The 26,408-nt window shown below is 65.9% G+C and carries 26 protein-coding genes; 21 read left to right on the forward strand and 5 right to left on the reverse strand.

Features of this window, described 5'->3' with window-relative positions; genetic code table 11:
• Positions 1-41 precede the first annotated feature (41 nt).
• Positions 42-2,327, reverse strand: a complete 2,286-nt coding sequence (locus tag AB3X99_RS05485; protein ID WP_069266118.1) for an NADP-dependent malic enzyme — start codon at positions 2,325-2,327, stop codon at positions 42-44.
• Between the two features lie 140 nt (positions 2,328-2,467).
• Here AB3X99_RS05485 and AB3X99_RS05490 point away from each other — a divergent pair, with 140 nt between their 5' ends.
• Positions 2,468-3,433: a LysR family transcriptional regulator gene (locus AB3X99_RS05490; RefSeq protein WP_069266119.1), complete on the forward strand. Its 966-nt coding sequence runs from the start codon at positions 2,468-2,470 to the stop codon at positions 3,431-3,433.
• On the opposite strand, the gene AB3X99_RS05495 is transcribed toward AB3X99_RS05490, so the two are convergent.
• On the reverse strand, positions 3,430-4,215 hold the full coding sequence (locus AB3X99_RS05495; protein WP_368616334.1) for a DinB family protein: 786 nt from the start codon (positions 4,213-4,215) through the stop codon (positions 3,430-3,432). The genes AB3X99_RS05490 and AB3X99_RS05495 overlap by 4 nt on opposite strands.
• 168 nt (positions 4,216-4,383) lie before the next feature.
• Here AB3X99_RS05495 and AB3X99_RS05500 point away from each other — a divergent pair, with 168 nt between their 5' ends.
• The 10 genes from AB3X99_RS05500 to AB3X99_RS05545 all read left to right on the forward strand — a co-directional run bounded on the left by AB3X99_RS05500 (position 4,384) and on the right by AB3X99_RS05545 (position 12,547).
• Positions 4,384-5,127, forward strand: a complete 744-nt coding sequence (locus tag AB3X99_RS05500; protein WP_368616335.1) for an IclR family transcriptional regulator — start codon at positions 4,384-4,386, stop codon at positions 5,125-5,127.
• A 64-nt stretch (positions 5,128-5,191) separates the two neighbouring features.
• Positions 5,192-6,244, forward strand: coding sequence for a cyclase family protein (locus tag AB3X99_RS05505; RefSeq protein WP_368616336.1), 1,053 nt, complete (start codon positions 5,192-5,194; stop codon positions 6,242-6,244).
• A 45-nt stretch (positions 6,245-6,289) separates the two neighbouring features.
• Complete coding sequence (locus tag AB3X99_RS05510; protein ID WP_069266123.1) at positions 6,290-6,991, forward strand: SDR family oxidoreductase; 702 nt, start codon at positions 6,290-6,292, stop codon at positions 6,989-6,991.
• Between the two features lie 2 nt (positions 6,992-6,993).
• Entirely contained in the window at positions 6,994-7,974 is a 981-nt protein-coding gene (locus AB3X99_RS05515) for a 3-hydroxyacyl-CoA dehydrogenase (protein WP_368616337.1), read from the forward strand.
• A 68-nt stretch (positions 7,975-8,042) separates the two neighbouring features.
• Positions 8,043-9,374 (forward strand): TIGR00366 family protein, encoded by a 1,332-nt coding sequence (locus AB3X99_RS05520; protein WP_342947103.1) that lies wholly within the window; start codon positions 8,043-8,045, stop codon positions 9,372-9,374.
• 56 nt (positions 9,375-9,430) lie between these two features.
• The gene (gene catC, locus AB3X99_RS05525) at positions 9,431-9,715 is read left to right on the forward strand and encodes a muconolactone Delta-isomerase (RefSeq protein WP_368616338.1); all 285 of its coding nucleotides are present in this window, start codon (positions 9,431-9,433) and stop codon (positions 9,713-9,715) included.
• A gap of 12 nt (positions 9,716-9,727) precedes the next feature.
• On the forward strand, positions 9,728-10,024 hold the full coding sequence (locus tag AB3X99_RS05530) for a YciI family protein (protein ID WP_368616339.1): 297 nt from the start codon (positions 9,728-9,730) through the stop codon (positions 10,022-10,024).
• Between the two features lie 251 nt (positions 10,025-10,275).
• Entirely contained in the window at positions 10,276-10,452 is a 177-nt protein-coding gene (locus AB3X99_RS05535; RefSeq protein WP_028203043.1) for a DUF1328 family protein, read from the forward strand.
• Between the two features lie 65 nt (positions 10,453-10,517).
• Entirely contained in the window at positions 10,518-10,676 is a 159-nt protein-coding gene (locus AB3X99_RS05540) for a hypothetical protein (protein ID WP_368616340.1), read from the forward strand.
• A 191-nt stretch (positions 10,677-10,867) separates the two neighbouring features.
• Positions 10,868-12,547 (forward strand): purple acid phosphatase family protein, encoded by a 1,680-nt coding sequence (locus AB3X99_RS05545; protein WP_368616341.1) that lies wholly within the window; start codon positions 10,868-10,870, stop codon positions 12,545-12,547.
• A gap of 31 nt (positions 12,548-12,578) precedes the next feature.
• On the opposite strand, the gene shc is transcribed toward AB3X99_RS05545, so the two are convergent.
• Positions 12,579-14,615: a squalene--hopene cyclase gene (gene shc, locus AB3X99_RS05550; RefSeq protein ID WP_368616342.1), complete on the reverse strand. Its 2,037-nt coding sequence runs from the start codon at positions 14,613-14,615 to the stop codon at positions 12,579-12,581.
• A 63-nt stretch (positions 14,616-14,678) separates the two neighbouring features.
• On the opposite strand from shc, the gene AB3X99_RS05555 reads away from it, so the two are divergent.
• The 10 genes from AB3X99_RS05555 (at position 14,679) to AB3X99_RS05600 (ending at position 23,482) form a co-directional block, all read left to right on the forward strand.
• The gene (locus AB3X99_RS05555; RefSeq protein ID WP_069266187.1) at positions 14,679-15,395 is read left to right on the forward strand and encodes a TetR/AcrR family transcriptional regulator; all 717 of its coding nucleotides are present in this window, start codon (positions 14,679-14,681) and stop codon (positions 15,393-15,395) included.
• A 118-nt stretch (positions 15,396-15,513) separates the two neighbouring features.
• Entirely contained in the window at positions 15,514-16,473 is a 960-nt protein-coding gene (locus tag AB3X99_RS05560) for a 4-hydroxyproline epimerase (protein WP_368616713.1), read from the forward strand.
• A complete protein-coding gene (locus AB3X99_RS05565) occupies positions 16,473-17,630 on the forward strand; it encodes an NAD(P)/FAD-dependent oxidoreductase (RefSeq protein WP_368616714.1) in 1,158 nt (385 codons plus the stop codon). Before AB3X99_RS05560 ends, AB3X99_RS05565 begins: the two co-directional genes overlap by 1 nt.
• Positions 17,623-17,898 carry a 2Fe-2S iron-sulfur cluster-binding protein gene (locus tag AB3X99_RS05570; protein WP_368616343.1) on the forward strand — a complete coding sequence of 92 codons (276 nt, stop codon included), beginning with the start codon at positions 17,623-17,625 and terminating at the stop codon, positions 17,896-17,898. The genes AB3X99_RS05565 and AB3X99_RS05570 overlap by 8 nt, the downstream gene beginning before the upstream one ends.
• A complete protein-coding gene (locus AB3X99_RS05575) occupies positions 17,895-19,160 on the forward strand; it encodes an FAD-dependent oxidoreductase (protein ID WP_368616344.1) in 1,266 nt (421 codons plus the stop codon). The genes AB3X99_RS05570 and AB3X99_RS05575 overlap by 4 nt, the downstream gene beginning before the upstream one ends.
• Before the next feature lie 89 nt (positions 19,161-19,249).
• Positions 19,250-20,032 (forward strand): helix-turn-helix domain-containing protein, encoded by a 783-nt coding sequence (locus AB3X99_RS05580; RefSeq protein WP_368616345.1) that lies wholly within the window; start codon positions 19,250-19,252, stop codon positions 20,030-20,032.
• Positions 20,033-20,211: 179 nt separating this feature from the next.
• Positions 20,212-21,126, forward strand: a complete 915-nt coding sequence (locus tag AB3X99_RS05585) for a dihydrodipicolinate synthase family protein (RefSeq protein WP_342947095.1) — start codon at positions 20,212-20,214, stop codon at positions 21,124-21,126.
• A 94-nt stretch (positions 21,127-21,220) separates the two neighbouring features.
• Positions 21,221-21,376 (forward strand): hypothetical protein, encoded by a 156-nt coding sequence (locus tag AB3X99_RS05590; RefSeq protein WP_368603398.1) that lies wholly within the window; start codon positions 21,221-21,223, stop codon positions 21,374-21,376.
• Positions 21,377-21,422: 46 nt separating this feature from the next.
• Positions 21,423-22,085 (forward strand): response regulator, encoded by a 663-nt coding sequence (locus AB3X99_RS05595; protein ID WP_028203032.1) that lies wholly within the window; start codon positions 21,423-21,425, stop codon positions 22,083-22,085.
• The gene (locus tag AB3X99_RS05600; RefSeq protein ID WP_069266136.1) at positions 22,082-23,482 is read left to right on the forward strand and encodes an ATP-binding protein; all 1,401 of its coding nucleotides are present in this window, start codon (positions 22,082-22,084) and stop codon (positions 23,480-23,482) included. The genes AB3X99_RS05595 and AB3X99_RS05600 overlap by 4 nt, the downstream gene beginning before the upstream one ends.
• On the opposite strand, the gene ampC is transcribed toward AB3X99_RS05600, so the two are convergent.
• Together ampC and AB3X99_RS05610 are read right to left on the reverse strand one after the other, a co-directional pair.
• Positions 23,479-24,651, reverse strand: coding sequence for a class C beta-lactamase (gene ampC / locus AB3X99_RS05605; protein WP_368616346.1), 1,173 nt, complete (start codon positions 24,649-24,651; stop codon positions 23,479-23,481). The genes AB3X99_RS05600 and ampC overlap by 4 nt on opposite strands.
• Positions 24,652-24,739: 88 nt before the next feature.
• The gene (locus tag AB3X99_RS05610) at positions 24,740-26,266 is read right to left on the reverse strand and encodes a cytosine permease (RefSeq protein ID WP_368616347.1); all 1,527 of its coding nucleotides are present in this window, start codon (positions 26,264-26,266) and stop codon (positions 24,740-24,742) included.
• Positions 26,267-26,408 lie beyond the last annotated feature (142 nt).

The following is a 26,408-nucleotide window of genomic DNA, read 5'->3' on the forward strand; positions in this document are numbered from 1 at the left end:
GTTTTTCATCGGGACGCACTGTGTGCGTCCTGTGCCTGCGTTTAGTCGCGGTTCGCCTGCAACACGGTCAAAGCGGCCATGTTGATGATGCGTCGCACCGTCGAGCTCGACGTCAGCACGTTCACCGGCGCATTCACGCCCAGCAGGAACGGACCGACCGCCACGTTGCTGCCCGCACCCGTCTTGAGCAGGTTATAGGCGATGTTGCCCGAGTCCACGTTCGGGCACACGAGCAGGTTCGCCGCGCCCTTGAGCTTCGAATGCGGCAGGATGCGCAGGCGCAGGGCTTCGTCCAGCGCGCAGTCGCCGTGCATTTCCCCGTCGATTTCCAGGTCGGGATTTTTTTCCGTCACCAGCTTGAGCACTTCGCGCATCTTCGTGCCCGAAGCCGAGCTGCCCGAGCCGAAGTTCGAACGCGAGAGCAGCGCTACCTTCGGCTGCAGGTTCAGCCATTCCATCTGGCGTGCCGCGGCCAGCGTGAATTCGGCGATCTGCTCGGCGTTCGGGTTGTCGTTCACGTGCGTGTCGACGATCGCGACCGTGCGCTTGTCGAGCAGCAGGATGTTCATCGCCGCATACGTATTCGCGTTGCGCTGCTTGCCGATCACCTCGTCGACGAAGCGCAGGTGGTCGTGATACGCGCCCACCGTGCCGCACACCATGCCGTCCGCGTCGCCCAGGCGCACCATCATCGCGCCGATCAGCGTGAGGCGGCGGCGCATTTCCACGCGCGCCATCTCCTTCGAAATGCCGTCGCGGCAACGCAGTTCCCAATAGGTCGTCCAGTACTGGTGGAAGCGCTCGTCGTACTCGGGGTTCGTGACTTCCACGTCTTCGCCGAGCTTCAGCCGCAGGCCGAACTTCTCGATGCGAGCGAGCAGCACTTCCGGACGGCCGATCAGGATCGGACGCGCAAGCTTCTCGTCGACGATCACCTGCACCGCGCGCAGCACGCGCTCCTCCTCGCCTTCGGCGAACACGATGCGCGACTTGCCGCCGTCACGCACGAACTGCTTCGCGGCCGCGAAAATCGGCTTCATGAACGCGCCCGAGTGATACACGAACTGCTGAAGCTCGTTCGTGTAGGCGGCGAAGTCGTCGATCGGACGCGTGGCCACGCCGTCTTCCATCGCCGCCTTCGCAACGGCCGGCGCAATACGCACGATCAGACGCGAGTCGAACGGCTTCGGAATCAGGTACTTCGGGCCGAAGCGCAGGTCATAGGCGCCGTATGCGGCCGCCACCGAATCGTTCAGCTCTTCTTCCGCGAGCTTGGCGATCGCGTGCACCGCCGCGATTTCCATGTTGCGCGTGATGGTCGTTGCACCGACATCGAGTGCGCCGCGGAAGATGTACGGGAAGCACAGCACGTTGTTGACCTGGTTCGGGAAGTCCGAACGGCCCGTGGCAATCACCGCGTCCGGGCGCGCTTCGAGCGCGACCTCGGGGAAGATTTCCGGCGTGGGGTTGGCAAGCGCGAGAATCAGCGGCTGGTCCGCCATCTTCTTGACCATTTCGGCCTTGAGCACGCCGCCGGCCGACAGGCCGAGGAACACGTCCGCGCCTTCGATCACGTCGGACAGCGAGCGCGCCGAGGTGTCCTGCGCGAAGCGTTCCTTGTCCGGGTCCATGAGCGTCGTGCGGCCCTGGTAGACCACGCCGTCGATGTCGGTCACCCAGATGTTCTTGAGCGGCAGGCCCAGATCCACCATGAGATCCAGACAGGCCAGCGCCGCCGCGCCCGCGCCCGAGGTCACGACCTTGACCTTCGAGATGTCCTTGCCGATCACTTTCAGGCCGTTCATGAACGCCGCCGAAACGGTGATGGCGGTGCCGTGCTGATCGTCGTGGAAGACCGGAATCTTCATGCGCTCGCGCAGCTTGCGCTCGACCGTGAAGCAGTCGGGGGCCTTGATGTCTTCCAGATTGATGCCGCCGAACGTGGCTTCGAGGCTCGCGATGATGTCCACGAGCTTGTCCGGATCGCTTTCGGTGATTTCGATGTCGAACACGTCGATGCCGGCGAATTTCTTGAAGAGCACCGCCTTGCCTTCCATGACCGGCTTCGAGGCCAGCGCGCCGATGTTGCCGAGGCCGAGGACGGCCGTGCCGTTCGTGATCACGCCCACCAGATTGCCGCGCGCCGTATAGCGGAACGAGTTCTGCGGATTGTCGACGATCTCCTCGCAGGCCACGGCCACGCCCGGCGTATAGGCGAGCGCGAGGTCGCGCTGGGTGACGAGCGGCTTGCTGGCCGTCACCGAAATCTTGCCCGGGGTGGGGAATTCGTGATATTCGAGGGCGGCCTGACGATCGGTCTTGTTCATGTTCCTCACTCTGATGGTGTGCCGCACGCACGGAAGGCGCGGCGGTCATGTTCGAATGAGGCGATTCTAGAGAGACCTCATAACCTGCTCATTTTGATTTAGTATGGGGCCATCATTTTTTGGTAATACCCTGGGGAATCGTGTCTTTCAGCATTGACGACGTGACGAGGCGGTTGAATACGCGCCTGAAAATGCGCCATCTGGTCCTGCTCCTGCAGATCCGCCAGCACGGCTCGCTCACGCGCGTGGCGGAACACATGGCGACGAGCCAGCCCGCCGTCACCAACGCGCTGGCTGAAATGGAGAGCATGTTCGGCGCGCCGCTCTTCGACCGCACGCCGCGCGGCATGACGCCTACAGCGCTCGGCAATGTGGTGCTCGCACGTGCCCAGGCCATGCTGCACGACCTGGACCACCTCGCGCGCGACATCGAAGCCGTGGTGGCCGGCCACGCCACGCGCGTGCACGTGGGCGTGATTCCGTTCATCTCGGGGCGCACGCTCGCCGCCGCCATTCGCCTCACGCAGTCGCGGCTGCCGCAACGCGTCACCATGACGATTCATGAAGGCACGAGCGACGCACTCCTGCCGCAACTGCGCGACCATACGCTCGATATCGTGATCGGGCGCGCGTCTTCGGCGGTCGACGTCTCGCAGTTGCGCTTCGAGGTGCTGCATCAGCAAAAGCCGCGGCTCATCGCCAGCCGCCGGCTCGCGGCGCGGCTCGCGCGCGGCAAGCTCGACTGGGAAAAGCTTGTCGAACTGGACTGGATCCTGGGCGCGCCGCACACGCCCATCCGCGAGCAGATTTCCGACCTCTTCCTGCACGCGGGCGTGGCGCCGCCCGTGCCTATCGTGGAGAGCTACACGTCGCGGCTGATCGGCGAGATGATCAGCACGAACGAGAACGCCGTGTCGATCGTGCCCGCCGATATCGCCGAGGAACTCGTGCACTTCGCGGGCGTGGCGATCGTGCCGTACACGCTCGACTGGACGCTGCCGCCGGTTGCGATGTTCACGCGCGCGGGCGTGCTGCGCGACGTCGACGCCACCTTCGGGCAGTCGCTGCGCGAGCTGTACCAGGAGGCTGAAAAGGCGCGGGGTTAAGCCGCTTCCTGCAGCTCGCTTTCCAGCTCTTCCAGCTCCAGCCCGTGAGTACGGTCATGGTCGAGCAGTTCACGCACGAGTTCTTCCAGCGTCATGCGCCGGACGCCGTCGCGCAGCCCGCAGCGCAAGCGCTGCTCGGGCGTGAGGCGTTTGAGCGAGGCGCAAAGACGGCGCCGCCCTTCGCTGAATTCACCCATTGCGGCGACGAGATCTTGCTTCAGGTATTCGCGTTCTTCCGCGAGCACCATGCCGTTCACCGATGCGATTTCCGGCAGTTGAGCCTTGCGCACGACACTGAATCGTTCGGCGAATACGGCGTCGAGATCGCGCAAATGGCACGCGTGCTCGAGCAACGAGAAGCCCGTGCCGCCTGGCCGGCGCGCCCATAGGTCCATAGGCACGCGCTCGACGAGCGCCGCGAAGCGCTCCGGCATGGTTGCGAGCGCTTCGATCACCGCTTCGAACGGCAGGACCACCGGCTGCGCGCTGAACACCGCACCATAGCTGAAAAGCGCCCCGCTCACGCGGCCCCGCGCCTGAGCGACTTCGTGGCCGTGGCGGCGCATCACCTCGGCAACCAGCGCGCCGCAGTATTGGCGCGCCGTGGTGTCTTCGCCGATTTCCGGAAACTTCTGCGCGATTTCCTCGGCCACGGCGGCAATCGCCGCCACGCCGACGCGTGAGAGTACTGCGTACTCCACATAGCGCCCAGGCGCGTCGATCAAGGCTTCCAGCTGGCTGGCGAGCGGTGTCGCCTTGAAACGGTCGAAGCGTGAATGCACGTTGCCTCCTAATAGCTCGAATCGTAACGTATCAAAACGATACGTTACAAAACGCGAAGCGGCAAGTGCTCGAATGCAAACGGGGCGCGGACTTGATCGACGCGCCGATTTAGGTGTTTACCCGTAATCGTATTGTCAGCTGGTTATCGGTATGTCGATAATGCTCTCATGGATGTGAAAACTGCAGTGCGCGTCTTCGACGTGATCAACCTCTTTGCCGAAGTCCGGCAGCCGATGATCTACAGCGAGATTGCGCGTCGAACCGAGATCCCGCTGTCGAGCTGCCACGCGCTGTTGCAGACGATGGTGGCCAAAGGCTATCTGTACGCGCCGGGCGTGAAGGCGGGCTACTACCCCACGCAGCGTCTTCTGCATGTGGCGCGCGACATCTGCAGCGAGGACCCGCTCACGCTGATGTTCCAGCCGCTGCTTTCCGCGTTGCGCGACGCAACCGGCGAAACCGCCGCGCTCGCCACGCTTGCGGGCAACCGCGTGGTCTATCTCGACGTGATGGAGTCGCGCCAGAAGATCCGCTACAGCGACGAGCCGGGCGGCTTCATGACCATTGCGAGCGCCGCGGGCAAGGCGCTGCTCGGCGCGCTCGCTCCGGCCGCGCGCCGCAAACTGCTCGACAGTTGCGAGCCGCAGCTGCACTCGGCCAACGGCGCGGTGATCGAGCGCGGCGCGTTCGAGCGCGATGTCGAGCAGGGCGTGACGGACGGCTGGCATCGCTCGACGGGCGAGAGCGTGGAGGACGTAGCCGGCCTCGCGCGCGGTTTCCTGATCCATGGCGAGGCGTTTGCGCTCGTCATCGGCGCGCCCAAGGCGCGTCTTCTCAAGAACGAGCAGCACGCCGTGAAGGCGTTGCTCGAGGTGTACGCGCAAATCCCGCCAACGCTGTTAGCCGCGTGAGGCGTCTCGGGCACTGACTGCAGCGATGCGCGAAGCGCGAAATTCCTGAAGTGGAGGGTCAAGCATGCGTTGGAAGAACCGGCCGCAAGGCTCGAACTGGGGCGACTTCGGTCCCGACGATCAATTGGGGCGCCCCAATCTCATCGGCGCCGAGCAGGTGCTCAAGGGCGCGCAGGAAATTCGCGCTGGCCTCACGTTCACCCTTTCGCTGCCGCTCGACTTTCCGGGCGACAGCAAGCTCAACGTGCGCCGCCATCCGCCGGTGCTGCGCCCTACCTTCCGCGACGGCCTGCCCTACGTGAACTTCCCGTTCGCACGCAACGAAGCGGGCGCGACCGACGTGGTGAGCGACGACCAGGTGCTGCTCTCGCTTCAATACTCCACGCAGTGGGATTCGCTCGCGCACGTGGGCGCACGCTTCGACGCCAACGGCGACGGCGTGGCCGAAAGCGTCTACTACAACGGCTTTCGCGCGAACGTGGACGTGGTCGGCCCGATGGAATATCGCGCGGAAGACAACTTCGCGCCTCACGCGTGCGGGGGGGAGCATAGCCATGCCGATGTGCTCGGCATCGAGCATCTTGCCGTGAAGGGCATGCAAGGGCGCGGCGTGCTGATCGATTTCGCCGCGCATTTTGGCCGCGAGTTTCGCACCGTGGGCTACGACGACCTGATGCGCGTGATCGAGGCCGACGGCGTGGAAGTCGAGCGCGGCGACATGCTCGTGCTGCGCACCGGGTTTGCTGAGATGGTGCTCGAAATGAACCGCCAGCCCGACGAAGCCGTGTTGTCGAGCCACTGCAGCGCACTCGACGGGCGCGACGAGCGCCTGCTGCAATGGATCACCGATTCGGGCATCGCGGCGCTCGCTGCCGACAACTACGCAGTCGAACGCTACCCCGCGCGTGCGCCCGCCACACCGGGCGATCACCCGCTCATGCCGCTGCATCACCACTGTCTCTTCAAGCTCGGCCTGCCGCTGGGCGAGCTTTGGTATTTGCGCGATCTCGCCCTGTGGCTGCGCGAGCACCGGCGCTCGCGCTTCATGCTCACCGCGCCGCCGCTGCGGCTGCCTGGGGCCATGGGCTCGCCCGTCACGCCGGTCGCCACGGTTTGACGAACTGCTTCGCTATCCTCTGTTTTATCCGCATTCCCGAAAAACATGGCTAAAGAAAGAGTCCTGATTACCGGCGGCGCCGCCGGCATCGGCGCCGCGTGCGCCGCGCGCTGCGCGGCCGATGGCTACGAAGCCGTCGTGATCGACCGCGTGGGCGACGGCATCATCGCCGATCTCTCCGACACCGAGGCAACGGCAGCCGCACTCGCCCGCGCGCTGGAAGGCGGCCCGATCACGCGCCTCATCAACAACGTGGGCGTGGTCGTGCCCAATGACGCCGAGCACCAGTCGCTCGAAGAACTCGAACGCGCATGGGCCCTCAACGTGCGCTGCGCGCAGCAGTGCATGCAGGCGCTGTTGCCCGGCATGAAGGCGGCGCGCTTCGGGCGCATCGTCAACATGTCGTCGCGCGCCGCGCTCGGTAAAGAGCTGCGTACGGCCTATTCGGCCACCAAGGCCGCGTTGATCGGCATGACGCGCGTGTGGGCGCTCGAACTCGGCGCATTCGGCGTGACCGCGAACGCCATTGGGCCGGGCCCGATTCGCACCGAACTGTTCGACCGCGCCAACCCGCCCGGCGCGCCGCGCACCGAAGCGATCATCAACGCCGTGCCGGTCAAACGTGTAGGTACCCCCGACGATGTCGCGCACGCCGCCTCGTATCTGCTCGACGCGCGCAGCGGTTTCGTGACCGGCCAGGTGCTCTACGTGTGCGGCGGCATGACCGTTGGCGTCGCGGGAGTCTGACGATGGCGGCCCTCGAAACGCCTGCACAACCATGCGAACCGCGCCGCGCCGGCATCGTCGGCGCGGGCAGCATCGGCGTGGCGTTCGCGATCTGCTTTGCGCGGGCCGGCTGGCGCGTGCGCCTCTACGATCCCGACGCGGCACGCCGCGCCGCCGCGCCTGAAGAGATTGCGCTGCGCCTCGACGCTCTTACGCAATACGCGCTGCTCGACGAAAGCGCACAGCAAATCGCCACACGCGTCGCGATCGTCGACACGCTCGAAGCCGCGGTGGCGCACGCCGATCTCGTGCAGGAATGCGCACCGGAGCGCGCCGAACTAAAGCGCGAAATCTTCGCGCAGCTCGACCGCGCCGCGCCGCCCGAAGCGATTCTCGCGAGCGCTTCGTCGTTTCTCGCGGCTTCGATATTCGTCGACGCTACACTGCCGGGTCGCGCGCGCTGCCTCGTCGCCCATCCCGGCAACCCGCCCTACCTCGTACCCGTGATCGAGGTCGTGCCCGCACCGTTCACGTCCGAAGCGGCGACCACGCGCGCGATCGCGCTCTACGCCGAAGCGGGCATGAAGCCCGTGCGCGTAAAGCACGAAGTGGAAGGCTTCATCTTCAACCGCCTGCAAGGCGCCGTGCTGCGTGAAGCGTATTGCCTCGTGCGCGACGGCGTCGCGTCGGTGGAAGACATCGACACCGTGATGCGTGAAGGCCTCGGCCCGCGCTGGTCGGTGATCGGCCCGTTCGAGACCGTCGATCTGAACACGCGCGGCGGCATCGCCTCGCATGCGCAGAAGATGGGTCCCTCGTACGCGCGCATGGGCGCCGAGCGCGGCCAGCACGACCCGTGGACGCCCGAACTCGTCGCCGAGGTCGAGGCGGCGAGACGCGCGGCATTGCCGCTCGATCAATGGGACGAGCGCGTGGGCTGGCGCGACCGCCAGCTCATGCATCTCGCCCGCCATCGCAAGACCCAAAGCCACGACGACTCATAAGCGCATCGAACACGCGCCGAGAGCCGAAGAGACCCGACAACTATTACATTTCAGATAGAGACACTTCCATGCAGAAAGTCACCGCTTTCTTTACCGAGCTGATGCGCCGGTATTTGCCCGATCCGTTCGTCTTCGCGATCGGCCTCACCCTGCTGACGATGGCCCTTGCCGTGATCGTGCAAGGACAAGCCGTCACGGCGCTCACCACGAGCTGGGGCAAGGGCTTCTGGGCGCTGCTCGCGTTCACCACGCAAATGGCGGTGATTCTCGCGATGGGCTACGTGCTCGCGACCGCGCCGCTCACCGACCGCTTTCTGAACCGCCTGGTGGCGCGCGTGAACGATCCGCGCATGGCGATCATCGTCGCGACGCTGGTGGGCGGCATCGGCAGCTATCTGAACTGGGGCTTCGGCCTCGTGGTGGGTGGGATCGTCGCGCGCAAGCTCGCGCTGCGCGTGAAAGGCGTGCACTACCCGCTCATCATCGCTTCGGCCTATAGCGGCTTTACGCTCTACGGCCTCGGGCTTTCCGCCAGCATTCCCGTGCTGATCTCCACGAAGGGGCATCCGCTCGAGGCGCAGATGGGCGTCATTCCGCTCTCCGAAACGATTTTCTCGCCCACCATGCTCATCACGAGCCTCGTGACCCTCATCACGCTGCCGCTGCTGAACGCATGGCTGCACCCGAAGCCGGGTCAGCCGATCAAGGAAATCGACCGCGCCCAGGAAGAAAAGCAGCAGAAGGCCGCCGCGCTCGGCGTGGATCTCGACGAAGGCAACACGCTCGCCAACCGCCTGAACAACAGCCGTCTTCTGAGCTACGTGATCGGCCTGATCGGCATGGGCTATGTCGCGCTGCACTTCGTGCAGGGCGGCTCGATCGACCTGAACCTCATCAACTTCTTCATTCTGTTCCTCGGCATCCTGCTGCTCGGCACGCCGATCCGCTATGTGGAGAAGCTCAACGAAGGCATTCGCACGATCAGCGGCATCATTCTGCAGTACCCGTTCTACGCGGGCATCATGGCGATCATGGCGTCTTCGGGTCTGGTCAATACGTTTTCCGAAGCGTTCGTGAAGGTCGCGACGCCGGGCACGCTGCCGTTCTGGGGCTTGATCAGTTCGTTCGTGATCAACTTCTTCGCGCCTTCGGGCGGCGGCCACTGGGTCATCCAGGGACCGTTCATGATCGAAGCGGCGAAGACCATCGGCGCCTCCGTGGGCCATACCTCGACGGCCGTGATGCTCGGCAACGCATGGAACGACCTCGTGCAGCCGTTCTGGATCTTGCCCGCGCTTGCGCTTTCGAAGCTCAAGCTCAAGGACATCATGGGCTACACGGTCATCATGATGTTCTGGATCGGCATCGTGTATTCGGTTGCGATTCTCGCCTGGGGCTGATTGGCTCTCCCTTATAGGCGCCCCTTTCTGAACCCCATCCTCACCGGAGACTATTCATGCTGTTTCTTGTGCACATGCAGGTGCAGATTCCGCACGGCACCGACGCCGCCTTCGCCGACGCCCTCAAGGCCGAGGAAAAAGCGTTTTCGCAGAAGCTGCAACGAGAAGGCAAATGGCGCCACCTGTGGCGCGTGGCCGGCGAATATGCGAATTACAGCGTGTTCGATGTCGAATCGAACGACGAACTCCATACGCTGCTGACCGCGCTGCCGCTCTTCCCGTTCCTGAAGATCAGCGTGACGCCGCTCGCCCAGCATCCGTCGGCCATCGCGCCCAATTAAGAGGAACGCGCCATGCCTTTTCTCATCGAAACGTTCGACAAGCCCGGCCACGCCGAAGTGCGCGCACGCGAGCGCGATTCACATCTGGCGTTTCTCGCGCAAAACAAGGCGCTGTTGCTGGCCTGCGGCGCGAAGCTCAACGACGACGGGAGCAGCGCAGGCGGCGGCATCTATATCGTCGATCTCGAAACGCGCGAGGAAGCCGAGCGCTTCATCGCGCAGGATCCGTTCGCGCATGTCGGGCTGTTCGAGAGCGTGAAGATCGTTCGCTGGCGCAAGGCCTATATTGACGGAACCTCCTACCTGTAAGCGCAACGCACCTGCAGTCCCGCGAACGTTAAGTTCGTTTTTCGACCTCGACGGCGCCGTGCTCCCCTGTACAGCGCCGTTTTGGCCCGGCGTGTGCCCCCGCACGCCGGGCCGTTTTTCATTCCCGCCCGGTTAGGCGCCTGGCTGCGCGCCCCGGTGCTGGGCACATCGATTGCTGAGCAGGTGCGCTGTCAGTCCATCAAGCAGCGCGGCCCATGTGGCGGCGCCTTCACGCGAGGAGGAAACCGATCATGCTAAAAATGGCCCTGTTCTTTGCCGTGATCGCCGTGATCGCGGCCCTGTTTGGCTTCACGGGTATTGCGGCCGGCGCGGCCGCGATTGCGAAGATCCTGTTCTTTATCTTTGTGGTGCTGTGCGTGGTATTCCTCGTGATCGCACTCGTGGTTACGAAGAAGATCGTCGATTGACCGAAGCGCGAACGACGCCCGGCGCGGGCGGCAGCTAGACGATCGGGCCGGCAAACGTGGGTCTCGTGTTCACGCGCACGATGGTTGCCGAGCCCACGCAGACCGCCCGGGGTGGCTCGCTCAATGCGTTCGACGCCGACTACCTGAGGTTCAATAACTTCCCGAGCAATACGCAAGCAGTCGTCGCGGCAGGCATGCGCCTGAAGTTCCACGCCCATGCTTAACGGCCAAGCGCGGGCCGCGCGATGCTAGCGCGGCCCGTCGTGCTGCGTAAAATAAGGGCAGTGTCATCGCCAGGTCATGCAAGCGCGCCATCGTTGCGCAGACACTCACCCTGCGATGCTTGCGCCCGCGCGCGTCAGTCATGCAAGTCCGCCAGCGCAGGCTTCGCCTTCTGCTCCCGAGGCGAGACGACATGACGAATAAAGACATCCCCGAGAATGCATCCACCGAAAGCGGCGCCAGTGTCTCGCGCCGCGGCTTCCTCAAGCTCGCCGGCGCTTCCGGCTTCGCGAGCGCGGCGAGCGCTTTCGCGGGCAGTGCGAAAGCCGACGCCGCCACAGCCGACGGCACGCCCGAGCAGATCCACCTCACCTGGGGCGAAGATCCGACACGCGAAGTCGTCGTTTCGTGGGCATCGCTCGCCTCCTCCACGAATCCGCGCGTGATCTACAGCGTCGATCGCGGCAAACACGAGACGGTGCACGCCATTCAACGCACCTATACCGACGGGCTCACCGGCGTCGTCGTCTTCACGTATCACGCGCGGCTGCGCGGGCTGGACCCGGCCACGACCTACCGCTACGAAGTCACCGCCGATAACGACAGCCACGCGAGCAGCCCGTTTTCGTCGAGCTTCACCACGGCGCCGCGCGGGCGCGTAAAGTTCCGCTTCACGAGCTACGGCGACCTCGCCACGCCGAACACGGGCTGGGTGCTGTCGTCGCCGCAAAGCCGCTTCGCCGTCGAGGCCGTGGAGCGCTTCCAGCCGCTCTTTCATCTGCTCAATGGCGACCTCTGCTATGCGAACCTGAATCCCGCGCACCAGACCGACGTGTGGCGCGACTTCGGCAACAACAATCAGACGTCGTCCGCGAATCGTCCTTGGATGCCGTGCCCCGGCAATCACGAGATCGAGTTCTACAACGGCCCGCAGGGTCTGAATTCGTATCTCACGCGCTATACACTGCCGCATAACGGCACGCAGTTTTCGGGCCGGTGGTACAGCTTCCGCGTGAGCAACGTGCTGTTCGTCTCGCTCGACGCCGACGACGTGGTCTACCAGGACGCCGCCGCGTTCGTGGCCGGCCCGTCGCCGCTCGTGCCCGCGGCGAGCACGGGCAACGCGCCGGTTCAGCCGGGCACGTCGTTCTACGTGCGCGGCTACAGCAACGGCGTGCAGACGCGCTGGCTCGAGCAAACCTTGAAGCAGGCAAGAGAGGACGACGATATCGACTGGATCGTGGTGCAGATGCACCAGGACGCGCTCAGCTCGTCGAAGACGGGCAACGGCTCGGACAAGGGCATACGCGAAGCGTGGCTGCCCCTCTTCGACCGTTATGGCGTGGATCTCGTGGTGTGCGGCCACGATCACGACTACGAGCGCAGCTACCCGGTGCGCGGCTGCAATCATCACGCGGGCGTCGATGCGAAGACCGGCGCGAGCGTCGACACGCTTCAGCCGCGCCCCGTCACGCACGCTCAGGGCACGGGCAACACCTTCGACACGAGCCACGGCACGATTCACCTGATCCTGGGCGGCGGCGGCACGAGCGCGCCGCTCGACGTGTATGGCGTGGACGCCGGCAACGGCAACCCGCAGGCGCAGGTGTTCACGAAGCCCAATCACCCGGTGGCGGGCACGACCGCGGGCACCTTCGCGCGCCCCACGGCGGATGCGCTCGAAGACGCGATCTGGTCGGCGCAGCGCGATACGGGCACGGGCTATGGCATTGCGGTGTTCGACGTCGATCCCGGCGCGCACGGCGGCAAGACGACGATCACGATGAACTACTATCGCGCGCCCGGTGCCGATCAAACGCCGACCGGCAATTATGAGTTGTTCGAAACGATTACGCTGGCGAAGTCACGCTAAACGAGGGGGGCGCTTGCGCCCCGCTTCGAATTCAGACTGCGAGCACAGCTTCTTCCACTTCCCGCACCGCGACCGCACCGGCCGCCAGCCGCCGGTAGCGCGACAGCGCCCACAGCGGGAAATAGGCCGTGTACCCGTGATACTTGAGGTAGTAAATGCGCGGGAACCCCGGCGCATTGTGCGAACGGTGCCACCAGAATCCATCTTCCTGCTGCACGGATAGCAGATACGCCACGCCGCGCCGCACCGATTCGGATTCCCAGTCACCGAACGCCATTTGCGCGAGCAGCGCCCACGCGGTGAAGTTCGACGCGCTTTCGCCGCCGTTGGTGCCGGCAAGGCGCGGGTCGATATAGCTGTCGTTGGTCTCGCCCCAGCCGCCATCGGCATGCTGGCGGGCGCGCAGCCACGCCAGCGCGCGTGCAATGTACGGCTGCTTCGGGTCCTCGCCCGCGAGCGCGAGACCCGCCAGCACGCTCCACGTGCCGTAGATGTAGTTGGTGCCCCAGCGGCCCCACCAGCTGCCGTCGGCTCGCTGGGTGGCCTTCACATATTCGACCGCGCGCGCAAGCGCCGCCTTGTCCTCCTCGCGGCCCGTCACGCCGAAGCACAGCAGCACGCGGCCCGATACGTCTTCGGTAGGCGGGTCGAGCAAGGCGCCGTGATCCGCGAAGGGGATCGCGTTCAGATAGAGGCGGTCGCAATCGGCGTCGAAGGCCCCGAAGCCGCCGTTGCGCGATTGCAGGCCGCGCATCCAGTCGAGCGCGCGCGCGACGCGTGCCGCATACGGGTCGGTGCCCGTTTTGCGCGCCTGCCCAAGGCCACGACGATGGAGCATCGCAGCGACCACGGCGGTGTCGTCGATGTCGGGATAGTACGGGTTCTCGTACTGAAACGCCCAGCCGCCAACCGGCGTGTCGGGCTGCGCGTTCTCGATCCAGTCGCCGCGCACGTCGTCCACCTGACGCTCGGCGAGCCAGTCGTACGCGCGCGCAATGCACCGCTGCAGTTCCTGGTCGCTGATCGCGGCCGACGCCGGATCGGCGGGCACGACTGTGCACGCCTGCTCGAGCGCCATCGTGCTCCAGGCCGTGTCCCACACCGGCGAGAGACATGGCTGGCAATACACGCTGCCGTCCGGGCGCTCGACGAGCAGCTTTTCCAGCGCGTTCTCGCAATCGCGGCGCAACGGATGATCCTCCGGATACCCAAGCACCTGCATCATCTGGTAGCTGTAGACGATGGGCGGAAAGATGCCGCCCATGCCGTCCTCGCCGTTCATGCGCTCGGCGCACCAGGCCTCGGCATATTTCATGGCGCGCTGGCGCAGCGCGCGCGGCAGCAGCGGCTCGATATGGCGCAGCGCCCGGTCAGCCGCGAGAAAGAACCGGCGGATGCCCTTGCCGCGTGCAAAGTATTCGCGCTCCTTCTCGGGCGGGGTGACGAACAGTTCGGCGATCGATACGTCATGCGGATTGGCCGCGCGCGCCTTCAGCGAACAGAGCGCGAGCAGCGGCACCATGGTCGTGCGCGCCCAGTAGGCGACCTTGTACATCGAAATGGGCACCCACTTCGGGAACAGCACGAATTCGATCGGCATGAACGGCGTGGCGCGCCACGGCACCTGACCGAAGGTGGCGAGCAGAATGCGCGTGAACACGTTGGACTTTGCCGCGCCGCCGAGCTTCAGAATGGTCTCCCGCGCGCGCACCATGTGCGGCGCGTTCGCCGAATCCCCTGCCGCCTTCAGCGCGAAGTACGCCTTCACGCTGCACGAGACATCGGGCGCGCCATCCACGTAGAGATCCCATGCGCCGTGCGTTTGCAAACGCTGGATCGCGCGTAGATAGCGCGCCATCTTCTCCTGGCGCACCGTGTCGATCTTGCCCATGAAATGCATCATGAGGATGTATTCGGCGGTGATCGTGGCGTCCGATTCGAGCTCGAAGCACCAGCTGCCATCGGCGTCCTGCTCTCGCACGAGCGCGTCGCGGCCGCGAACGATCGAGGCGTCGAGCGCCGCCACGGCGGCTGCAGAGGCGGTAAAAGGCGGGTTGGAATTTTTCATCGGCGGATCATACCATCCGTACGGAATGTTTAGCAGCAGCGCCTGAATGGTATGATCGCCGCCATGAAAGACTCCTCCGTCAAGGCGCCCGCGCGCGCGACAAGGCGCAGCGCGAAGGCGGCTGACGCAGCGGCCCCCTCGGCTCCGCCGGCCTCCCCGGCCCCGAAACCCCGTTCCCCACGCAAGGACGCGGCGCCTGCCGCCGGCACGCGCCGCAAGAAAGCCCCGGCCCAGGTGCGCGCGCAGTTGCTGCAAGCGGCTTCCGATATCGCCACCGATCAAGGCGTGCCCGCCGTCACGCTCGACGCCGTGGCCGAACGCGCGGGCGTGACCAAAGGCGCGCTGCAGTATCACTTCGCCAACAAGCAGGGCTTGCTCGATGCCCTCTTCGAGCAGACGCTAACGCGCTTCGAGCAGCAGATGCACACGCGCATCGACGAAGGCGTGGCGCAAGGCACGCCGAAACACGGCGCCGCCGCGCGCGCCTACCTGCACACCACCATCGACGAAACGAGCCCTGCCGCCAGCACCAACGTGCTGCGCGTGCTGGTGGCCGCGATGATGACCGATCCCGCGATTCGCGAGCGCTACGCCGCGCCCATGCGCAAGTGGACGCGCCCCGACCCGCTGCCGCTCGAAGCCGCCGCCCGCCTCATGATCTGCCGGCTCGCGGCGGACGGCCTGTGGATCTCCGACCTGCTCGGCTACCAGAACATGCCGCCGCGCCTGCGCGCCGAAGTGGTGCGCCAGCTGGAGCAGCTGGCGCTCGTGAAAGCCTGACGAAAGCACGCGCAAGGGTTCCGCCTCACCGCCGCGCATTCACGCCCGGCGCACTATGCCGAAATCGTCACCGCGCATGGGTCGTTCGAGCAAGACGGCCAAAATGGCGCGACCTACGATTGTCGGCATGAAAACCCTGACCGTTATCGACTCCCACACGGGCGGCGAGCCCACGCGCCTCGTGATCGACGGCGGCCCCGAGTTGGGCCGCGGCCCGCTCGCCGAACGCCTCGCCGTATTCCGTCGCGACTTCGACCGCGTGCGCGCAGGCGTCGTCAACGAGCCGCGTGGCTCGGACGTGATGGTCGGCGCGCTGCTTTGCGAGCCGCATGATCCTTCCTGCTCTGCCGGCGTAATCTTCTTCAACAACGTCGGTTTTCTCGGCATGTGCGGCCACGGCACCATCGGCCTCATCGCGTCGCTCGCGCATCTCGGGCGCATCGCGCCAGGCGTGCATCGCATCGAAACGCCGGTCGGCAACGTCGAAGCCGAACTGCACGCCGACGGCAGCGTCACCGTGCGCAACGTGCCCGCGTATCGCCACCGCCAGGCCGTGCCGCTCGACGTGCCCGGCTACGGCCGCGTGCACGGCGACATCGCCTGGGGCGGCAACTGGTTCTTCCTCGTCGCCGATCACAACCTGACGCTCGAAGCGCGCAACGTCGAAGCGCTCACCGAAGCCACGTGGGCCATGCGCCAGGCGCTCGAAGCGAACGGCGTGACCGGCACGGACGGCGCGCTGATCGACCATATCGAACTGTTCGCGCACTCGGACGTCGAGGGCATCGACAGCCGCAATTTCGTGCTGTGTCCCGGCAAGGCCTACGACCGTTCGCCGTGCGGCACCGGTACGAGCGCGAAGGTCGCGTGCCTCGCAGCGGACGGCACGCTCGCGCCCGGCGCGCGGTGGCGCCAGGAAAGCATCATCGGCAGCGTGTTCGAAGCCTGCTATGAAACCACGCCCGATCTCCCCGCGGGCCATGTGCGCCCGAGCATTCGCGGCAGCGCGCATATTAGCGCGGAGTCCAAATTGATTTTCTCCGACGACGATCCGTTCGCGTGGGGCATTCCCGCGTGATGCAAGGTTCGAGCCGTCGAGACGATGTCGTCGTGATCGGCGCGGGCATCGTGGGCGCGGCTTGCGCGCATGAACTCGCGGCGCAGGGCCTGAACGTGCTCGTCATCGAGCGCGCCGGCATAGGCGGCGGCGTGACGGCCGCGGGCATGGGCCACCTCGTCGTGATGGACGACACGCCCGCCGAATTCGCGCTGAGCGCGTGGTCGCTCGCGCTGTGGCACGCGCTGGCGCCGCGTCTCGACGAGCGCCACGCGTTCCTGCGCTGCGGCACGCTCTGGGTCGCCGCCGACGAAGAAGAACTGGCGCTCGCGCAGACGCGTCAGCAGGCGTTGCAACACCAGGGCGTGGCGTGTTCGATGCTCGACGCGCGCCAGTTGCGCGAAGCGGAACCGGGGCTGCGCAAGGGCCTCGTGGGCGGCATGATCGTCGACAACGACGCCGTGGTTTACGCGCCTGCCGTAGCCGCATGGCTGCTCGAGCAGCCCGTTAGCGGCCGCTTGACCTGCCGCACGCAGACGCAGGTCGTGCGTATCGACCGCGTGGGCGTACACCTCTCCGATGGCGAGGTCGTCGGCGCGGGCGCGGTATTGATCGCGAACGGCCTGGCGGCGCTGGAGTTGCTACCGCGCCTGCCGCTCCAGGCGAAGAAGGGACACCTCCTCATTACCGACCGCTATCCCGGCGCGATTCGTCATCAGATTCTCGAACTCGGCTACATCAAGAGCGCGCACAACGCGAGCGGCACCTCGGTGGCGTTCAACGTGCAGCCGCGGCCGACCGGTCAATTGCTGATCGGCTCGTCGCGCCAGTTCGACAGCACGGACCCCGCCGTCGAGCCGGCGATTCTCGCGCGCATGCTGCGCCGCGCCGCCGACTATCTGCCGCAACTGCCCGCGCTCAACGCGATCCGCGCATGGACGGGCTTTCGCCCGGCATCGAGCGACGGCATGCCGCTGATCGGCCCCGCGGCGGCGTTCGCCGATGACGACAGCCATCCGTCGACGTGGCTCGCCACCGGACACGAGGGCCTCGGCGTCACCACGGCGCTCGGCACCGCGAAGCTGATTGCCGCGCAGATGCTCGGACGCGCCGCCGAGATCGACGCGACGCCCTATCTCCCCGCGCGCTTCGCTGACGAGGGGGCCGTGCATGCCTGAAGCCAATACGACCTTGACGATCGATGGGCGCAATGTGGGCGTCGCGCCGGGCAGCTCGGTCGCAGCCGCCATCGCCATTGCCGCGCATGCGGAACACGCAGCGCCCGTTACGCGGTGCTCGGTGAGCGGCGCGCTGCGCGGGCCGTTGTGCGGAATGGGCGTCTGCCAGGAATGCCGCGTCACCATCGACGGCGTGCCGCATCGCCTTGCCTGCCAGACGGTTTGCGTCGCGGGCATGAAGGTCGTCACCGGGAATGCAGCGCCATGAAGTTCGACATCCTGATCATCGGCGCCGGACCGGCCGGATTGAACGCCGCGCGCATCGCCGCACAGGCGGGCGCAAGCGTCGGTATCGTCGACGACAATGCGCTGCCCGGCGGCCAGATCTGGCGTCAGGGTCCCGGTCATCGCGCCGCTGGTCCCGCACGCGCCGTGCTCGACGCCCTCGCGGCGCGCACCAACGTCGCGCTGCTGAGCGCCGCCCGCATCGTGCAGCCGCTCCCCGGGCGGCAGTTGCTCGCGGAAAGCCCCGACCGTGCGCTGTCGCTCGCTTACGGCAAGCTCATCGTCGCCTCGGGCGCGCGCGAACGCTTCCTGCCTTATCCCGGCTGGACCTTGCCGGGCGTCACGGGCGCGGGCGGCTTGCAGGCGCTCATCAAGGGCGGGATGCCCGTGCGCGGCGAACGCATCGTCATCGCTGGGAGCGGGCCGTTGCTCTGGGCCGCGGCAGTCACCGCGCGCCAGCATGGCGCAACGATCGCCGCCGTCGTCGAGCAGGCGCCGCCCCAGGCGGTGCGCCGATTTGCGGCAGGCCTCGTCCATACGCCCGCGAAACTCGCCCAGGCGCTGCGCATGCGCTTCGATCTGCGCGCGACGCCCTACTGGTGCGATGCGTACGTTGCCGAAGCCATCGGCACGACGCGCGTGACGCAGGCGCGCGTGCGGCGCGGCAACGACGTGCTGGTCGATTGCGACCGGATCGCCTGCGCCTATGGGCTTGTGCCGAATACGGGCCTCGGCGCGGCGCTAGGTTGCCGCCTCGAAACCCATGCGGGTTCTCCCGCCATCGCCGTGAACGAATGGCAGCAGACCTCCGCCGAAGCCGTTTACGCGGCCGGCGAATGCACAGGCGTGGGCGGCATGGAACTCGCGGCGGTGGAAGGACGCATCGCCGCGTATGCTGCGCTCGGCGACCACGCGAACGCCCGGCACCTGTTCGCCGAACGCGAGCGTTACCGCCGTTTCGCCACGCGCCTGCACGCGGCGTTCGAACTCGCCCCCGCGTTGCGGGCGCTGCCGCAGCCCGACACTGTGTTTTGCCGTTGCGAAGACGTCGCGTATGGCGACGTCGCGCGCCATACGTCGTGGCGCGACGCCAAGCTGCAGACGCGCTGCGGCATGGGTCCCTGTCAGGGCAAGATTTGCGGCGAGGCGGCGGCGTTCTGTTTCGGCTGGCCGCAAAATGGCCAGCGCCCTCCGTTCTCACCCGCGCGCATCGACACCTTGCTGCAGGTAGAAGCGGCGCAATAGCGCCACACCCGCTTTTTGTTGCAGATGCGCGCGCGTGCGCAAATCGGCACAATGGTATTTTCCGCCGATACCGCCCCAAGCGCCTCGCGATGCCCGAACCGGTCCTGCCCGCCGCCCTCGAAAACGCCACGTTTGCGCAGATGATCGCGCATTTCACCATGCTCGAACCGCTGTTCGACGCCATGCCCGACGTGGTGTTCTTCGTGAAGGATCACGAGGCGCGCTACGTGATCGCCAACACCACGCTCGCCGCTCGCTGCGGTTTCAAGGAGAAACGCGCGCTGCTCGGCAAGACCGCCGAGCAGGTCTTTCCCTCGCGCTTCGGCCACAGCTATACCGCCCAGGACCGGGCCGTGGTGCGGCTCGACAGCAGTCTCATCGACCAGCTCGAGCTGCATCTGTATCCGGGCCGGCAGCCGGGCTGGTGTCTTACCTCGAAAGTCCCGCTGCACGACGCGCGCGGCCGCGTGCTGGGCGTGGCGGGCATTTCGCGCGACCTGCAGGCCGCCGAAGGCACGCATCCCGCTTACCAGCGGCTTGCGGTCGCCGCGAAGTACATCCAGGACAACTATGCGCAACCGCTCAAGCTCGCGCACCTGGCGAAGCTCATCAACATGTCGGTGGCGCAGATCGAGCGTTACTTCCACAAGATCTTTCACCTCACGCCCCGCCAGATGCTGCTGAAAACCCGTCTGGATGCGGCCTCGGTGCTGCTCGCGAGCGACCTGAGCATCACCGACATCGCCACGCAGTGCGGTTATAACGATCACAGCGCGTTCACGCGGCAATTCAAGGCCACGGTGGGCGTCACGCCCAGCCAGTACCGCGCGCTGCTGCAAACGCCCGAAAGCGCGCAGGCGTCCGGCGCTTGAGCCTCGCGCCAGCTTGCCCAGGGTTGTCCCTGGGCCGCTGAAGCAAGCGGCGGACTATGCAGATTTCGTCTTTTTGAGGCGCGAAAGGCCTCAAGCGTCAAACGATCTGGACAGCGATACTTCACTCATATTCAACAGGTACCGGCGCGAGCCGCTACGCATTCAAGGAGTGAGTCACAGTGAGCGCTATCCAGTGGAGCGGGGTGTTTCCCGCCGTCAGCACGCAGTTCAAGGCGGACTTCTCGGTCGATATCGACGCCACGCACCGGGTGGTGAGCAATCTCGTCAAGGACGGCGTGTCGGGCCTCGTGGTGTGCGGCACCGTCGGCGAGAACACCTCGCTCGCGACGAGCGAAAAGATTGCGGTGATCGAGGCCGCGCGCGACGCGGCAGGCGGCAAGGTGCCGGTAATCGCGGGCATCGCCGAATTCACCACCGAGTTCGCGCGTCAAACCGTGAAGGAAGCGGCGCGCGTGGGTGTGGACGGCGTGATGGTCATGCCGGCGCTCGTGTATTCCTCGAAGCCGCACGAAACGGCCGCGCATTTCCGCGCCGTGGCGTCGAGCACCGACGTGCCGGTGATGGTCTACAACAATCCGCCGATCTACAAGAACGACGTCACACCCGACATCCTGATCGCTCTTCAGGATTGCGAAAATATCGTCTGCTTCAAGGATTCGTCGGGCGATACGCGCCGCTTCATCGATCTGCGCAACGCCGTGGGCGATCGCTTCGTGCTGTTCGCGGGCCTCGACGACGTAGTGGTCGAAAGCGTGGCCGTGGGCGCGCAAGGCTGGGTCTCGGGCATGTCGAACGTGTTCCCGAAGGAAGGCGAAACGCTGTTCCGCCTCGCGAAGCAAAAGCGCTTTGACGAAGCGCTCGCGCTCTACCACTGGTTCATGCCGCTGCTGCATCTCGACGCGCGCCCCGACCTCGTGCAATGCATCAAGCTGTGCGAGGAACTGGTGGGCCGCGGCAGCGCCGTCACGCGCCCGCCGCGCCTGCCGCTCGAAGGCGAAGCGCTCGCGCATGTGAAGGCCGTGGTCGAGAAGGCGCTCGCCACGCGCCCCGCCCTGCCGGACGTCGGTCTGTAAGCGCTACGCATTCAACGCGCCTCTCTCCCAATCTTCATTCGAATCGCCGAAACCGGGCCACGTTGGCCCGGTTTGTTTTTTTACACGGGACGCCATGTCCGCCACCATCGTCCTCACGCTCGACGAAGTCTTCACGCTCTCGCGCAACGTGCTGCCGCAAGGCATGTCCGATGCGCGCGCCGAGCCCACGCTGCGCGATATCGCGCCCGGCGTGCTGGCCGTGGGAGCGTGCCGCTTAAGCACCGGTTAAGCCGGGATGAGCGACAATGTAGGGCTGGAAATTGGGGGAGCGAGCGATGCGCCTGTTGCTGGTGGAAGACGACGAAATGATTGCGGAAACGGTGCTCGACTCGATGCGCCGCGAGGGTCATGCCGTCGACTGGGCGCGCGACGGGCGGGAAGCGGAGCTTTCGCTCGACAACGACGTGTACGACCTCGTGCTGCTCGACCTCGGGCTGCCGAAGAAGGACGGGATCGAAGTGCTGAACGGCTACCGCCGTAAGGGCGGCGAAGCGGCCGTGCTGATCCTGACCGCGCGCGACTCGGTGACGGACCGCATCGCCGGGCTCGACGCCGGCGCCGACGATTACCTCATCAAGCCCTTCGATCTCGACGAACTGGCCGCCCGTACGCGCGCCATGCTCCGCCGCCGCACGGGCCAGAAACAGCCCGTCTACACGCACAGCGGCCTCGCGCTCGACCCCGCCGCGCACGAGGTGACGAAAGACGGCGAAAGCGTCGCGCTCGTGCCGCGCGAATTTGCGCTGCTGCGCGTGCTCATCGAGCAGCCCGCGCGCGTCTTCACGAAGGCCGAACTCGAAGAGCGCATGTACGGCTGGGGCGAGGAAGTCGGCAGCAACGCGATCGAGGTGCACGTGCACAGCTTGCGCCGCAAGATCGGCACCGACCAGATCGTGACTGTGCGCGGCGTAGGTTACCGGCTCAAGAGATCGGAATGAACTCCATCCGCCGCCGCCTGCTGGGCTGGCTCATCTGCGGATTCGCGGCCGCCTCCATCGTGGCCGGCTTCGGCATTTTTCACAGCGCGCGTGAAGAAGCGGGCGAGCTCTTTGATTACGAGCTGCATGCCGTGGCGCAATCCATGCCCGCGAACGCCGCGATGGCGCGCGAGGTCGAGCAGTCCGGCCCCGGCTTCGACGAGATCGCCGACGACCGTATTCTCATCCAGATCTGGGACCACGACGGCAAGCTGGTTTACCGCTCGCAGGAAACGCCCGTGCTGCCGCGCCAGGCCACGGGCTTTCGCACGATCGAGCACGACGAGGTGCATTGGCGCGTGTACGGCATCGCGCAACCGGATCGCTTCGTTCAGGTGGCGCAGCCCATTTCCGTGCGCGACGGGCTGGCGCTGCATCTCGCGCTGCATACGTTGTGGCCGCTCGCACTGCTCGTGCCGGTGGCCATCGTGCTGCTGCTGTTCGTGGTGACGCGCGGGCTCGCGCCGGTGGGCGCGTTGTCGGCGCTGCTCGCTTCGCGCTCGGCGCATGAGCTGGAGCCGTTGCGCCTCGACGGCTCGGTGCCCGTCGAACTGCGCCCGCTCGTCGTCGCGCTCAACGATCTGCTGGACCGCCTGAATACGGCTTCGCAGGCGCAGCGCACCTTCATCGCCGACGCGGCGCACGAGCTGCGCTCGCCGCTCGCCGCGCTCAAGCTGCAATGGCAGGCGGCGCTGCACGACGGCACGCTCAACGGCGAGCCGCGTACGCTCGAGCGCATGCAAACGCGCCTGAACCGCACGATCCGCCTCGTGCAGCAACTGCTCACGCTTGCGCGCGAAGATGCGCAAGCGAGCACGCCCGCCACTGTCGTCAGTCTGCGGAGGCTGGGAGAGCAGGCCATCGGCGACTTCTCGCTGCTCGCGGAAGAGAAAGGCATCGACCTCGGCCTCGAGTCGCGGCCACCCATCACGCCCAATTGCATCTGCAACGTGAACGCCGACGCGCACGGCCTGAACACCCTGCTGAACAACCTGCTCGACAACGCGATCCGCTACACGCCCTCAGGCGGCAAGATCGATCTCGTGCTCACGCGTTCGCAGGACACGCTCGGCTTCGAAGTCATCGATAACGGGCCCGGGATTCCCGAAGCCGATCTCGAGCGCGTGGTCGACCGCTTCTTTCGCGGCGATCATGCCCAGGGCACAGGCAGCGGGCTCGGACTTTCGATCGTGGCGCGCATCGCGCAGCGTCATGGCCTGACGTTCACGCTGCGCAACAACCCGGGCGGGCGCGGTCTCACGGCGGCGGTGAGCGGGCTGCCTGTGCACGACAGCCCGGCGGCTAACACGAATGCGCCCGCCAGCCGAACCGCGCGGGCGACGAGCGATTCGGCCTAAGGTGCCGGCACGCCCTGCACCCGTTCCAGCACGCGATACGCGAACCGCACGCGCGACTCGGTGGGGTGATTGCGGTTGGCGAGAATGACGATGGCCGTCTTGCGCGAAGGCTCGAACGCCAGATAGCCGCCAAAACCATTGGTCGCGCCCGTCTTGTCGAGCAACACGTCGGGCTGCGGCGGCAGCGGCGGAATCAACGCCGTGGCCGGGTTGTCCTCCAGCACCATCACGTTCGCGTTGCCTTTCACGAGATCGTTCAGGCCCACCGGCTGCGCGTACTGCTCCCATACGAGGTCCTGAACGAACGGCCCCGTGCGGAAATAGCCCACATGCGTGGCCTCCAGCGCGCGCTGCATCTCCGGTTCCACTTCGACCTGGCCCAGGTTCGCTTCGAGAAAGCGCAGCATGTCTCGCGTATCCGATTTCACGCCGTAGGCTTCGTCGGCTAGCACGCCGGGATGCAGACGCACCGGCGCGTTCTTGCTGTTGTAGCCCTGCGCATAGGCCGCGCGCTCCGCAGCCGGCACGCGGATGAACGTGTGCGTGAGCCCGAGCTTCGGAAAGAGCAGTGTCTCCACCGCATCCGGGTAGCTCATGCCGAGCTGCTGCGCCGCGATGCGCGCGAACATGCCGATGCTCGGGTTCGCGTAGGTGCGCTGCGTGCCAGCCGGATAACGCGGCCGCCATGCCTTGAGCCAAGCCATCAGCTGCGCGTCGTTCGTGACTTCATCGGGCACCTGCAGCGGGAAGCCGCCGCCCGTGTGCGTACCGAGATTGACGAGCGTGAGCGCGCCGAACGGCGTGCCGCGCATCTCGGGCACATAGGTGCTCACCGGCGCATCGAGCGAGAGCTTGCCATTCACCTGCGCCCACCCGGCCAGGGTGGCGGCGAACGTCTTGCTCATCGAGCCGAGTTCGAACAGCGTTTCGTTCGTGACCGGCTCGCCCGTTTCCTTCGATGCGACGCCGAAGTTGTAGAAGCGCTCCGTGCCGTTCACGGCGACCCCGATCGCGAGACCGGGGATACCGTTCTCGCGCATGAAGGCGAGCGCGGCTTCGCGTATTTGAGCGTCGCTGCCGGTGGCAGGTTCGGCGGCAAAGCCGGGACCGCTTATGGCGATGGCGAAGAGCAGGGCACCGGCACAGCCCCTTACGAATGAACGAAGCAAGATCGCCTCCTTACGCGCTGCGCAAAGCCGTGATCTTACCCGCTCTCTGCGCAACGGCTCCCGGCGAAGCGACCTGGTGCTTGCCGACTTACTCGGCGTATTCCGGGCTGCGTTGCAGTTCACGCACCGCTCCAGCGGTTTGCCCGCGCGCGCCGCCGCGCACGAAGCGGCGCCCTTCCCGGCCGTACACGGCATCCGGCTCGGGGAAGATCGTCAGCAGTACGACGTAGATCATGCCGCCCACCGCCAGCGAAACCGGCACGCTCAGATCGAGTCCACCCGCCAGCGAGCCAAGCGGACCGACGAATTGCCCCGGCAAATTCACGAACGAAAGACCGAGGAACGCCGCCGGCAGCCAGGCACCCATCGCGCGCAGATTCCAGCCGTGCGTGAACCAGTAGTGGCCGCCACGGCCGCCGCGATTGAAGACCTGGAGGTCATCGTTGAGATAGTGGCCGCGGCGCGTAATGAAGCCGATCACCATGATCGCCATCCACGGGCAGCTGAACGTGCAGATCAGCGTGGAGAACGTCGAGACGCTTTCCACGAGATTGAACGCGAAGCGGCCGACGAAGATGAAGCCGATGGCCAGCGTGCCGATCAGCATGGTCGCACGCACGCGGTTCAGGAGCTTCGGGAACATGCTCGACATGTCGAGGCCGGTGCCATAGAGCGCGGTCGTGCCCGTGGACATGCCGCCGATGATCGCAATGAGGCACGTAGGCAGCAGGAACCAGCGCGGCGACACGGCCAGCAGTCCGCCGACATAGTCGTTCGAGGCAATAAAGCTCGGCGCCTTCGTAGCGATGAGCGTAGCCGTGACGAGGCCGAAGAAGAATGGCACGAAAGTGGCGATCTGCGCGGCGAATACGGCGCCCATCACGCGGTGGCGCGGTGTGTGCTGCGGAATGTAGCGCGCCCAGTCGCCGAGCGTCGAGGCGAACGACACCGGGTTGCTCAATGCGACGAGCACGGCGCTCACGAAGGCCACCCAGAAGCCCGCGCCGCCCTCATGCAGCGTGCCGGCGTAGTTGGGATCGAATGCGCCCGCGAACGCGAAGGCGCCCACCACGAACATGAGGCTCGCCGCCCATACGGCGATCTTGTTCACCCACAGCATGAAGCGAAAGCCGTAGATGCACACCACCACCACGAGCACGGCGAACACCATGTAAGCCGAGCTGAGTGTCCAGGCGTTGACCGGCACGCCGACCATGTCGTGCGCGCCGCCCACGAGTGCATCGCCCGAACTCCATACGGCGAGCGCGAAGAACGCGATCGACGTGAGCAGCGCGAGGAACGAACCCACGATCCGCCCATGGATGCCGAAGTGCGCCCCCGACGAAACGGGATCGCTCGTGCCGTTGCGCGGACCGAACAGGCTCATGGGCGCGAGAATGCAGGTGCCGGCGAGCACGCCGAGCACGAGGGACCACACGCCGGCCTTGAACGAGAGGCCGACCAGCACCGGAAAGCTGCCCAGCACCGAGGTGGAGAAGGTATTGCAGCCGCCGAACAACAGCCGGAAAAGATCGATGGGGCGCGCGTAGCGCGACGCATCGGGAATGCGTTCGAAACCGAAAGTTTCGATCTGGGTAATGCTGTTATTGCTCATTGTCTCACTCCTTGCCGCGCTGATCTGGCTGTTTTTGCAACAACCGGCCAACGCACTATCAACGTCTCTCGCCCACTTTAATCGATCGCAGCGGGCTAATTATTCTGCATTCCATACGTTTACATCTTGCGCAGCCAATGTA

This window comes from Paraburkholderia sp. BR10882 (assembly GCF_040948855.1).
Taxonomy (GTDB): domain Bacteria; phylum Pseudomonadota; class Gammaproteobacteria; order Burkholderiales; family Burkholderiaceae; genus Paraburkholderia; species Paraburkholderia nodosa_A.

Excerpts from the sequence above, each read along its gene's own strand:
- AB3X99_RS05485 (WP_069266118.1), bottom strand. The coding sequence starts at position 2,327 with ATGAACAAGACCGATCGTCAGGCCGCCCTCGAATATCACGAATTCCCC.
- AB3X99_RS05500 (WP_368616335.1), top strand. The coding sequence starts at position 4,384 with ATGGATGTGAAAACTGCAGTGCGCGTCTTCGACGTGATCAACCTCTTT.
- AB3X99_RS05505 (WP_368616336.1), top strand. The coding sequence starts at position 5,192 with ATGCGTTGGAAGAACCGGCCGCAAGGCTCGAACTGGGGCGACTTCGGT.
- AB3X99_RS05510 (WP_069266123.1), top strand. The coding sequence starts at position 6,290 with ATGGCTAAAGAAAGAGTCCTGATTACCGGCGGCGCCGCCGGCATCGGC.
- AB3X99_RS05515 (WP_368616337.1), top strand. The coding sequence starts at position 6,994 with ATGGCGGCCCTCGAAACGCCTGCACAACCATGCGAACCGCGCCGCGCC.
- AB3X99_RS05520 (WP_342947103.1), top strand. The coding sequence starts at position 8,043 with ATGCAGAAAGTCACCGCTTTCTTTACCGAGCTGATGCGCCGGTATTTG.
- catC (WP_368616338.1), top strand. The coding sequence starts at position 9,431 with ATGCTGTTTCTTGTGCACATGCAGGTGCAGATTCCGCACGGCACCGAC.
- AB3X99_RS05530 (WP_368616339.1), top strand. The coding sequence starts at position 9,728 with ATGCCTTTTCTCATCGAAACGTTCGACAAGCCCGGCCACGCCGAAGTG.
- AB3X99_RS05535 (WP_028203043.1), top strand. The coding sequence starts at position 10,276 with ATGCTAAAAATGGCCCTGTTCTTTGCCGTGATCGCCGTGATCGCGGCC.
- AB3X99_RS05545 (WP_368616341.1), top strand. The coding sequence starts at position 10,868 with ATGACGAATAAAGACATCCCCGAGAATGCATCCACCGAAAGCGGCGCC.
- shc (WP_368616342.1), bottom strand. The coding sequence starts at position 14,615 with ATGAAAAATTCCAACCCGCCTTTTACCGCCTCTGCAGCCGCCGTGGCG.
- AB3X99_RS05555 (WP_069266187.1), top strand. The coding sequence starts at position 14,679 with ATGAAAGACTCCTCCGTCAAGGCGCCCGCGCGCGCGACAAGGCGCAGC.
- AB3X99_RS05565 (WP_368616714.1), top strand. The coding sequence starts at position 16,473 with ATGCAAGGTTCGAGCCGTCGAGACGATGTCGTCGTGATCGGCGCGGGC.
- AB3X99_RS05570 (WP_368616343.1), top strand. The coding sequence starts at position 17,623 with ATGCCTGAAGCCAATACGACCTTGACGATCGATGGGCGCAATGTGGGC.
- AB3X99_RS05575 (WP_368616344.1), top strand. The coding sequence starts at position 17,895 with ATGAAGTTCGACATCCTGATCATCGGCGCCGGACCGGCCGGATTGAAC.
- AB3X99_RS05580 (WP_368616345.1), top strand. The coding sequence starts at position 19,250 with ATGCCCGAACCGGTCCTGCCCGCCGCCCTCGAAAACGCCACGTTTGCG.
- AB3X99_RS05590 (WP_368603398.1), top strand. The coding sequence starts at position 21,221 with ATGTCCGCCACCATCGTCCTCACGCTCGACGAAGTCTTCACGCTCTCG.
- AB3X99_RS05595 (WP_028203032.1), top strand. The coding sequence starts at position 21,423 with ATGCGCCTGTTGCTGGTGGAAGACGACGAAATGATTGCGGAAACGGTG.
- AB3X99_RS05600 (WP_069266136.1), top strand. The coding sequence starts at position 22,082 with ATGAACTCCATCCGCCGCCGCCTGCTGGGCTGGCTCATCTGCGGATTC.
- AB3X99_RS05610 (WP_368616347.1), bottom strand. The coding sequence starts at position 26,266 with ATGAGCAATAACAGCATTACCCAGATCGAAACTTTCGGTTTCGAACGC.